This is a genomic window from Enterobacter cloacae complex sp. 6730903 (assembly GCF_048283985.1).
Lineage (GTDB): Bacteria > Pseudomonadota > Gammaproteobacteria > Enterobacterales > Enterobacteriaceae > Enterobacter > Enterobacter hormaechei_C.
Genome location: NZ_JBLVXX010000077.1, coordinates 1 through 9,383, shown reverse-complemented (window position 1 = coordinate 9,383; position 9,383 = coordinate 1). Strand labels below are relative to the sequence as shown.

The window sequence follows — 9,383 nt, the reverse complement described above, 5'->3', positions numbered from 1 at the left end:
GTAAGCCCGTTTGATGGTGAACGTCAGCTCAGCAAACTTGCTGCTGATCTGATTTTTCCGTACGGAATCGGCGACTACCCGATAAAGCCCCTTCGCTTCTCCGGGCGGCGTGATGATAAAAGCTTTAACGGTATGAGCCAGAAGGAAGTCGCGTACTGCGTTTACCTCCGACTCACTGCCAACGTGCTTCATTGGCACCTGGATCGCCGTGGAGTTGATGCCATTTTCGGCCACCTGCTCGTAGCCATCGCCAAACTGTGCCGCTCGCACTGTCTGACTGTATTCAATCGCGCCAGCACCGAGCTGCGAGCGCCAGTTGTATGTTTCAACAGCCATAATTGCTCCATAAAAAAACCCGCCGAAGCGGGTTTATCAAATCAGTAATGTTTTATTAATAGCAATACTTAAATGTTGAGGTGTCAAAGATAGATTACGCAGCGTCATTTGCCGCAGAAGGGACACAATATTTCTGATAGTAATTTCTTATCACGGGTTTTACATGTGGAGAAATCTCGAATCCAGTGAGGATGCGTTGAAAGGTACTCGCTTCACACGGCTGATGTACCCGAATATCTCCAGAAGTTACGCCATGAATTACGGTTTCAGCACCAAAAATCTCAGCTCGTCGATAAAAAACATAGCTAGGATGTCTTATAAATGGGTGGTCACCTACATCCAGAACACAGGAAGGGTCAGTCTCAAAAGCATCGGTAATTGAAGTAAGGTTTACAGCAAGAAAAGTTTCTTTCACCATCTTAGGATAGTACACCGGATCGTTACAGATAAAAAAGATATGCTCCTTCGAGCCAGAAAGAAGGAGTATTGTACCTTTTTGAACTGGGGAAAAATCCACTGTCATTTCAACCCACTGGCTATCCTATCAAGTTCTGAGAATTCTCTCATTCTGTCCGCTAAATGTCTAACCTGTTCTTCCGGTTTACCAAGTGCACGAAAAACATTTTCAGGATTAATTGTGAATGCGCCGCCTTTAGGGTCACACCATTCGGCACAGTGATCATGGGTATAATCTCTAATTTGCCATTTTCCCATATGCCCGAACTCTTGATAAACGCGGTCTATAACAGAAAGGTCCGCATCACTAAGCTCATCAAGATCATCACGCTGAATTTCTCGTACCTGCAATTGAAGATCGTAATGGTCAGCATCTGTGATCCAGTTATTCCAGCCTTCATCACCTCTAGCCGCTCCTTTCATCAAATCCAAGGAACGAGACAAGACTGGTCCGTGAGGCATCGCGACCATCAGATCACCTGTTAAAGGTTCACCAAAGCGGTCCATCGAAAGACGATCAGATAAGTACATCAATTTCATGAGCTTCAGATATGCCATGCGTCCACCTTCTTTCGAAAGTAGATAGGCAGCTATCTGAGCTACTCTTTCTTCGCAAAACATAGTTGAACCTCTAAATCATTAATGAAAGCAGAACGCTACACTGATTTTATAGCCAGCTATAACTTTTAAGCAATCTTCATTTCGTCAAGATAGCCTCACGTTCGACGATGATCGCAATGGCCACTTTGAAAGTTAACATCACTTTCGCAGAAGTTACCCCTCAGGTAATAGTAAACTATTGTCACGATCTCGGGAGATAGGCGGTGCCTATGAACCTCTTAACGCGTTTTAGAATGGCATAAATAGCACTTTTTGCACAAAATGCATGACTTGGTAGCAATGCACGACACCATGCATTGCTGTAATATTTCGCCCCCTCTGAATGTGGCGCTCAGATTTTAACCAACAAGACCGAGCCTTGCGCCGACAAAAAAGCCCCGCGGATGCGAGGCGGTAATACTGTTTGGTTGCCTAGGCGTGGCCTGGGTTCATTTCTTACCAGGAAATAAAATTACGTTTGTCATATCAGGCTCTTCATCAACAGCATCTTTATATTGCCTGAATAACGAAAGCCCAATTTCAAGTTCTGCGCAGAGCACTGTGCGATTACCATCAAATCCTTGAGGTGATACAAGGCCGATATTTTCCATTAGTTCAACAAGTTGTCCTGCCCGGTTGTACCCTATTCGAAAATTTCGCTGAATGCCCGATATGGAAACCTTCTGATTAATAACAACCCACTCGATTGCGGGTTCGATCAAAGGATCATCAAAGTAATTATCCATAAACAAATTACTCCGAAGGGGTTGGGCCGCAGCGGCTGGCATAAGAGTTTCCGTCGAGATCTATCCACGATTCATCTCTTCCATCGGGATAAATAGCTTTTTCTCCAACTTCATAACTCACACCTTTCGAAAACATCCCTTTCGAGGTCATCTTTAGATGAACATAAAAAGGATGATATCCAACATACGCACCAAACCCATTTTTGCCAGCTACTCTGCCACATACGAAACCACTGACAACATCCCCGGACTCCTGGTTCTTGTCCATGTTGAACCTAACCATTTTGAACTTGGCGCTATCCGGGTCCATCAACCCATTTGCAATTTCTTGCTGCCCAAGTTGAATCGCTTTTTCCTCTGAAGGTTTACACGCAGCAAGTGCGATGCAGGCTAAGCTTAAGCAAATAATTTTTTTCACAATCATCCCCTGACTATCATATTTTTTCTAATAATAACCAGGGGATATGAGAATGTAACGCGATGAGCTGATATTACTTTTTCACAAACCTCCCGCCGATAGCCCCATCATCCCTGATGGCTCGGATGATGCCTTCCTGTACGTATTGCTTCATCCTCTCCGCTAACGCCCGGGCTGCCGCATCTCCCCCCCCGCTAGTATTTGTTGTCGCGTTACCTTTGTTATCGACATAGATATCCACGTTGATTTGATGCCCAGAACCACCAGCACCATCAGCCCTCACACCGAGACGCCCCGCAGAATCACGAGTTAGCGGCATGATTGCTTCAGCTCCAGCCTCTGCGAAGACTCCGCCTTTCGCAAACTTAGATGCGCCCTGGAAGGTGAAATACTGAGGAGTATCGTAAACACCGTTCACATACTTACCAAGGCCAGGAGAGTCATAGACGCCACCTTTAGCATTGAAAGTTATGCCAGCAGCGGCGTTTGCATATGATCCACCTGGAGTGCTGCCACCGCCAATGCCACCGCTTATCCAGCCCATTGCGGCCTGTACTGCATAGGCAACCAGTAACCGGTTGGTCACCTCGGCGATCATCTTTAACATGGATTTGGTGAATTCTTTGAGGCTGGCAGTTCCAGTTGTGACCAAACTGGTCAGCATGTCGGAAAGGCCACTGAAGGTGGATCCAGCAACGTTACGCATTGCTTCGAATGTGTTAGTTGCAGAATCCGCATAATCAGCCCATCCGCGCTTTGCTCCAGCCTGCCAGTTACTGCGAAGTTCGTCTTCCTTCCGGTATGTCTCTTCCTGCTGAGCCAAAACTTTTTTTTGCGCGTCAGGATTGAAGGCATAGGTCTCAGACAAACGCTGACGTGTTGCCGCCCGCTCAGCCTCCCTGGTTGAAGTCCCTGCAGCTGCCGCATCAATTTCTGCTTGCTTAGCTGCCTGCTGCTGAGCAAATTTGGTCGCCTGATCGGCAAGAGAATTCAGTTTCTGCTGCCTTGCAATCTGATCGCCCAATGCTGCATTAATATCAGCCTGCGCGAGAAGTTTATCCTTATTGGCGAGCAGTGACTTCTCATCAATGGTAAGCGCACGGCCTTTTGGATCATTTGCCGTTGCCTCGAGAATACTGATTTTGGATATCAGTTCCCATTGCTGCTTACGTTGCTGACTGATTACATCGTTAATATCACGATGTTCTTGAAGCGTTTTTAGCTGCGCTTGCAGAGCTAAAGTCTCAGCATTGTAAGTGTCGGTTGAGCGATCACCTGCAGACACCTTAACGGCTGGGGTTTTGGGCGATTTATTTGGGTGAAACTGCTTGTTTATCGCGTCAACTGCCTGTTGGCGTTGTTGATCACTCCATTTATCAGGAGCGAGTGCGACATTTTTCCAGAGTTCTGAAAGGGCTTTGCTACGTTTTTCTTGCCATGTTGCTGACTGCTCAAGGATTCTATTTTGATACATTAAGGAAGATGTGCGCTTTTCATCTTCTTCTTTACCCTTGGTGACTGCAGATGAAATATCGTTTTGTAAACTTACTGCCTGCTGGAGCGGCGAAATCTGAGCTTTCAACGCATTTATGGCAGATAATTGAGCGTTACGACGGCGATCATAATCATCATCAACAGAACTGGTAGCATATCCATAATTTTCTGTTTTACGTTCCGGCAATAGCGCCTTTTCGCGCACGGATAATTCAGCTTGCATGCGTTGAAGCATGTCATCCGGTGCTTCCGGCCGACCAATATTGAGCAGTTCGCCCCACATGCTTTTCAGTGCATCGCCGGTTGCTTTGGCGGCACGCTCAATAAGCCCCAGATTATCCAAAACCTGTTGGCTTCTTTTCTGCTCGGCCTGGCTGTAAGCTTTCGCCGCCGCTTCAGCAGCCCCTTCTTTATCTCCTCTACGTTCCAGGGAGGAGATGTAATCATATTGAGCAGAGGTCAAATAATGCATCGTAGAGTTTAACTCTTCCGATGCTTTGGATGGGGCAAGGTACAGCTTTTGGAAGTTTTTGATCGTCTCATCAACGGATCTTCCCGTGGCCTCTTCCATCGCTAATGCTGTGGAAGTGATCATCTCCAGTTGTGATACGCGAAACTTCCCGGTATTGACGACCTTTGCCAGAGCATCCGTGGCTTCGGCCTGCGTTGACCCAGACTCTGCGATAGCCTTAGCCATCTGGCCTAACTGCCCAGCAGTAGTTCCGGCGTAGTTCCCCGTCAAGATAAGAGATTTGTTAAGGTTTTCTGCTTCTTTCGCAGCCTGATACCAAGCGTACGTCAGGATCCCGGCGGCAGCTGCAATTCCTGCGATAGTCAGGTTTAGCGGTGTAAGTATCCCTCTAACCCTTCCCAGGTTTTCGGCCGCCTCTGAGGTATTATTAAACCCATCAGCAAGATCACCCAGACTTTCCGAAGCCTCGTCAGTACCATTTTCGATATCAGAATTGAATCCGAACAGCGCGTCCCTGAGAGCCTGGAACATGGCACCAAATCCGCCGAAGGAATCTTTAATCTGTCCGCCCTGCTGGAGCATTATCAGGAATGGAGACTGCCCGCTCGCAAGTTGCGTGGCAATATCGGTAAGCTGGGCGGGCAACATACCAATTGCAGCGCTGTATTGCCCTACTGAGATGCCTGCGCGCCGGGCAGCAGCTTCCTGCCGGGATAGCGCCTCTGGTAGTACGTCAGCGACACCAGAGAGGCGCTCACGCGTCTGGTTAAGGATTGTGTTGAAGTGCTCGAACTGCGCGCCGTTAATGCGGCCTGCCTCGAAATGAGCCACCAGCTGTGCGTGCTGTTCATCCAGTGAGTTGAACGCGCGGATTGTCGGGTCGATGGAACCCAACAGGTTCTTTAACGCTGCGGACTGCTTCTCTGCTGCCTGGGTAGCGGCTAATTCAGCCTGAGCACGCGCCGCGGCTTCTCCGGTGTCGGTCAGCTTGAGGCGGGTGTCATCCAGGATTTTGTTGTAAGCCTGAAAGGTATCGGTATCCAGGAAACCTTTGGCCTGGAATTTCCGCAGCGATTCTTGCTGCTCATCCAGGCGGTTTAAGGCCTTGGTAACCGGGTCGATATTCTCCAGCAGCCCTTTGAGCGCGTTCTGCTGCTCCTTGAGTCCTTCGCTGCCTTGCTTCGCAGATTCAGCGCCAGAGCGAAACACGCTATTCAGATCATCTGCTTTATCTACGGCACCGGCCGCCGCCTGGCCGAGTTTATCCAGTTCGTTGCTGGCTGTTTTCAGGTCAGAAACATCGGCCCGCAAAGTAATCGAGGCGATCTGGTCTGTCATTATTTCGTCTCCTTATGCATTACCTTGAGAGCCTCGCTTTCCATAATTTGAAGGTCAGCCATGCAGGCCGCCGCATCCTCAACCCCGTGTAACTCGAACATCCAGGGGAGAACGTTGTAATCAAGGCCGGTCGCCCCGCTCGCGCCGACTCGCCACTGGGTCGCCAGGGAAGAGAAGATGGTGAAGGACCGCCACACCGAGGGCAGGATCCCCACCTCTTCCTCCACGTCCTCAGGCGTCAAACCAAAAGCGCTCAGCTCCGCGAGCGTCGGTCCCGGCGTGTACAACGCTGCGGCGACCTGCCTCAGTTTTTTTCGCGGATACCCATCAGCTCTTTGGTGTATGCCAGACCGATGCTGTCGAACGCGCGTGGATAGTTCCGCAGAAGGACAATAACGTTTTCGCGGTTGAACTCATCGGGAAGCGCCCACCCCTCGACAATTTCCATGAGGTAGTCGGCCTGCGGCTCAATAGCATCCTTTTTACCTTCGGCGGCCTTTTGCAGCTTCTCGTCCATGGAGCGCAGCTCTTCCAGCGTCTTATGGCGGAAAGTGAACGTCAGCTTGCCGTCTTCGGTACCAGCGCGCGGAATGCTCGCGGTCACAGAAAAAGTTGGGGTTGGGATCAGGGAAAATTTGGTCATTTCGGTTCCTTAGAAAAAGAAAAACCCGCAGGAGCGGGTTGAATAAACGAATACGTCAGGAGAACTTTAGCGGTTGTACAGTAGGCCGCCTGGTTTCAGCGCGTTGCGGATTGCATCGTTTACTGCATCGTTCATCGCTTGTTGCAGGCCGGTAAGTGAGGCTGTTTGTGCATCGATATTTACTTGTATTGCCGTGAACAGCTCGCTTTCACGTACAGCATCAATGACGGCCTGCGTCATTTCATCGCCAAGCTTAATCTTCACCTTCGTAGCTGATACCACGGCGTTTTCGATGATGGATGAAGCCGATTCATGCACCGTATAGCGATCAGCCATAAACTCAACGTTGCTCTGGCCATCTTCAATACCGATGGTCATGCCAGCTTCGTGCGATTTGCCTTTGTCAGTGACGTCTATCTTAACGTTATAATTCGCACTCATAACACTGCCCTCAATGAGCGCATTGTTGATGAATGCCTGACCGTGATTGACAGTTAGTGGACCATCCGCGTGGATACGAAATCCTTTTGGCTCTTGCTGATTACCAAAGTTACCTATGCGTACTCGCGCATTCCCATCGGCCCCATAAAAAGTCGTGCAGTCTTTTTCAAAAACAACACGACTGAGATCAGGCTTGCGCTTGTCTTTCATCCGCAAATGCATCGGTAAAAATTCCGCATTACCTTTAACTGTGCGGCGGCGACCCTTTAGATCGTAATGAGCGCTGCCTGCCGGGCTTTTCAGAATGAAACCATCGTCTGTCATGGTTACACGCATGCCAAGCATCGCCTGCTGAAGCGATAAATATTTCATGTGCCATTTCCTTTTAGACGTGAGCCTGTCGCACAGCAAAGCCGCCGAAAGTAATCGGTTTGCCCAGGCTCACAGCTGAAAGACTTTCTTCGATGTGCGCGTGCGATGCGCAAAAAAAAGCCCGGCTTACCGGGCCTGATTGGTTAGCTGACCGTGACAGTACACGCAGCCGAGGTGATGGTTTTGCCCGCGGCGTCGGTGACTTCACAGGTGTAAACGCCAGCATCACCGGATGCGACAGACGAAATGTTGAACGTCGATGCGGTTTTGCTCGGAATAGCGGTGCTGCCTTTCTTCCAAACGTAGGTGTAAGGTGCTGAGCCGCCCTTCATTACCACTGCCAGATCCAGCGCTGCGCCTGTGGCAACGGACTTGGTGGCCGGCAGGTCGGTCAGGAACGCCAACGGCGTCACGGATGAATCGGCGATCGGGTAAATCTGCATGTCCGATTCGAAGTTCATGCGCGCCTCGTTACTCTCCACGGCGTTGATTTCCGTGCGCGGCACGCGCTGGAACGATACTTTGGCTGAGTAGAAACGATCGGCTTTGCCGCGTGGGTTGTGGAACCAGACCGCCGTGGTGTCGCTGGAGTCATCCAGGTCAATGAGGCGTTTGTAGATCGCCAGTTGAGGGTCATGTGCAAAGGTGTAAACCTGAACCACCGCGTTTTTGAACGTTGGGATAGTTCGCGCTTTGTCATCTTCGAGGAACTGCACGTTGATGGTCTGCTGGTCACCACCTTCAGTTGATAGCGTCATCACCTGAGGCATGGTGATCCATGAGTCGATTTTGCGCAACGTGCCCGCGCCAGTGCCTGCCGGGAATTTGGTGGTGTCGGTAGTATCGAATGCTTCCAGCACGATTTTATTACTGGTCACCGATTTGACGCGCAGCACCATGTTATCGAGCTTTAACCAGCCGGAACTCACCTGCACAACATCGCCCGCCAGGATGCCAGCGGCAGATGCAACAGTCAGTTCGCATTCAGTAGCGTTAGAGGCAGCGGTAAAGGTGATGGGAGCCTGATAGGCCTTGGCCACGTTCACACGCGAGCCGTTAGGGATTGCGAATGCCATAGCACTCTCCTGAATTTAGCTAATAAAAAACCCGCCATCTGGCGGGTCAGTAGTCAGAGCGGTACTGCATGCTGACGGGAATGGTGTAGGTTATGGAGCCACTGGACCCGTTTGGCGCCGAGGTTGGCCGGTCCTGGATGGGTTGTCTCACCTGCGGCGGCCCATTGATATAAACAGTCAGGTCACCATCCACCAGCGGAATCCCTTCGGGAAAAGCATCTGCGACAGACTTTGCCAGCCCCCTTGCCAGCGTCACCCCGCCGCCTGCCGGCGCGATGATGTTGAGCTGGAGAATGCCCTGATATGTACGCAACTGACCTTCCAGATCCTGCCCCACGGTTTGCGCCGGAAGAACGTAAACACGCCCGTACGGCGCATTATCCGGTGGAGTAAACGCGATGTTCGGCCAGGCCACCGGCAGCCCGAGCGAGGAGCAGATAACCGCGACGCGACCTTCCAGCAGGCCAGCGATACGCATTGACTGATCACCGGCCATTGCGCACCTCGCTCATTGCCTCACGGAACAGCTGCGCCGCGTCGATAGCTGTAATGCCCACCATCCCGCCCGGCGCCTGGGTGGAATGACCGTTTTCCAGCGCTGCCGCATATGGCAGGTTATTGGTGAAGTAAATCGAGCTGACCTGGCCCACTCTGAATACCTCAAGCACCGCCATACCACGGGAATTTGAGCCCTGGCCGGAAGCATCTGGTGTATCGTTTGACTGAGTGGGCTGGCTGTCGAAACCCACATACCAGTTGTTCTTGAACCGACCACCGACATAACCCTCAGGCTTTTTGATGTCCATCGAGTCGTTGACGCGCAGCCCGCGCTTAAGACGCCCTGATTTTGTAAGGTTGGCCGGATCATTACGTAGCGCCGCGTTATGCTCTAGCACCGCGGTGTTATAGGCTGATGCCGTCTGGTTTACCTGCCAGATTTCTGGCTGCCCGACAGGTGACATGTCCACCAACCGCCCGAGGATTTTGATAC

Annotated in this window: 12 protein-coding genes; all 12 read right to left on the bottom strand. The window is 50.8% G+C overall.

Annotated features, from left to right (window positions below; genetic code table 11):
• On the bottom strand, positions 1 to 336 hold a 336-nt coding region (locus ACNQ0W_RS24030), incomplete at its 3' end, for a phage tail protein (protein ID WP_417933270.1).
• A 94-nt stretch (positions 337 to 430) separates the two neighbouring features.
• Positions 431 to 859, bottom strand: a complete 429-nt coding sequence (locus ACNQ0W_RS24025; RefSeq protein ID WP_162875879.1) for a hypothetical protein — start codon at positions 857 to 859, stop codon at positions 431 to 433.
• The gene (locus ACNQ0W_RS24020) at positions 856 to 1,350 is read right to left on the bottom strand and encodes a Panacea domain-containing protein (protein WP_205416902.1); all 495 of its coding nucleotides are present in this window, start codon (positions 1,348 to 1,350) and stop codon (positions 856 to 858) included. Before ACNQ0W_RS24020 ends, ACNQ0W_RS24025 begins: the two co-directional genes overlap by 4 nt.
• A 491-nt stretch (positions 1,351 to 1,841) precedes the next feature.
• Positions 1,842 to 2,138 (bottom strand): DNA translocase FtsK, encoded by a 297-nt coding sequence (locus tag ACNQ0W_RS24015; protein WP_023277161.1) that lies wholly within the window; start codon positions 2,136 to 2,138, stop codon positions 1,842 to 1,844.
• A 7-nt stretch (positions 2,139 to 2,145) separates the two neighbouring features.
• Positions 2,146 to 2,556 (bottom strand): hypothetical protein, encoded by a 411-nt coding sequence (locus ACNQ0W_RS24010; RefSeq protein WP_192869214.1) that lies wholly within the window; start codon positions 2,554 to 2,556, stop codon positions 2,146 to 2,148.
• 73 nt (positions 2,557 to 2,629) lie between these two features.
• Positions 2,630 to 5,860, bottom strand: a complete 3,231-nt coding sequence (locus ACNQ0W_RS24005; RefSeq protein WP_116330032.1) for a phage tail tape measure protein — start codon at positions 5,858 to 5,860, stop codon at positions 2,630 to 2,632.
• Positions 5,860 to 6,147 (bottom strand): DUF1799 domain-containing protein, encoded by a 288-nt coding sequence (locus ACNQ0W_RS24000; RefSeq protein ID WP_016247126.1) that lies wholly within the window; start codon positions 6,145 to 6,147, stop codon positions 5,860 to 5,862. Before ACNQ0W_RS24000 ends, ACNQ0W_RS24005 begins: the two co-directional genes overlap by 1 nt.
• Positions 6,148 to 6,164: 17 nt before the next feature.
• The gene (locus tag ACNQ0W_RS23995) at positions 6,165 to 6,503 is read right to left on the bottom strand and encodes a phage tail assembly chaperone (RefSeq protein WP_417933269.1); all 339 of its coding nucleotides are present in this window, start codon (positions 6,501 to 6,503) and stop codon (positions 6,165 to 6,167) included.
• Positions 6,504 to 6,569: 66 nt separating this feature from the next.
• The gene (locus ACNQ0W_RS23990) at positions 6,570 to 7,316 is read right to left on the bottom strand and encodes a phage tail tip fiber protein (RefSeq protein ID WP_417933268.1); all 747 of its coding nucleotides are present in this window, start codon (positions 7,314 to 7,316) and stop codon (positions 6,570 to 6,572) included.
• A gap of 143 nt (positions 7,317 to 7,459) precedes the next feature.
• On the bottom strand, positions 7,460 to 8,392 hold the full coding sequence (locus ACNQ0W_RS23985) for a phage tail tube protein (RefSeq protein ID WP_417933267.1): 933 nt from the start codon (positions 8,390 to 8,392) through the stop codon (positions 7,460 to 7,462).
• A 46-nt stretch (positions 8,393 to 8,438) separates the two neighbouring features.
• Positions 8,439 to 8,888 carry a phage tail terminator-like protein gene (locus ACNQ0W_RS23980; protein ID WP_219982676.1) on the bottom strand — a complete coding sequence of 150 codons (450 nt, stop codon included), beginning with the start codon at positions 8,886 to 8,888 and terminating at the stop codon, positions 8,439 to 8,441.
• A partial coding sequence (locus tag ACNQ0W_RS23975; protein WP_417933266.1) for a hypothetical protein occupies positions 8,878 to 9,383 on the bottom strand: 506 nt, incomplete at its 5' end. The genes ACNQ0W_RS23975 and ACNQ0W_RS23980, both read right to left, overlap by 11 nt.

Excerpts from the sequence above, each read along its gene's own strand:
- ACNQ0W_RS24025 (WP_162875879.1), bottom strand. The coding sequence starts at position 859 with ATGACAGTGGATTTTTCCCCAGTTCAAAAAGGTACAATACTCCTTCTT.
- ACNQ0W_RS24020 (WP_205416902.1), bottom strand. The coding sequence starts at position 1,350 with ATGGCATATCTGAAGCTCATGAAATTGATGTACTTATCTGATCGTCTT.
- ACNQ0W_RS24015 (WP_023277161.1), bottom strand. The coding sequence starts at position 2,138 with ATGGATAATTACTTTGATGATCCTTTGATCGAACCCGCAATCGAGTGG.
- ACNQ0W_RS24005 (WP_116330032.1), bottom strand. The coding sequence starts at position 5,860 with ATGACAGACCAGATCGCCTCGATTACTTTGCGGGCCGATGTTTCTGAC.
- ACNQ0W_RS23995 (WP_417933269.1), bottom strand. The coding sequence starts at position 6,503 with ATGACCAAATTTTCCCTGATCCCAACCCCAACTTTTTCTGTGACCGCG.
- ACNQ0W_RS23990 (WP_417933268.1), bottom strand. The coding sequence starts at position 7,316 with ATGAAATATTTATCGCTTCAGCAGGCGATGCTTGGCATGCGTGTAACC.
- ACNQ0W_RS23985 (WP_417933267.1), bottom strand. The coding sequence starts at position 8,392 with ATGGCATTCGCAATCCCTAACGGCTCGCGTGTGAACGTGGCCAAGGCC.
- ACNQ0W_RS23980 (WP_219982676.1), bottom strand. The coding sequence starts at position 8,888 with ATGGCCGGTGATCAGTCAATGCGTATCGCTGGCCTGCTGGAAGGTCGC.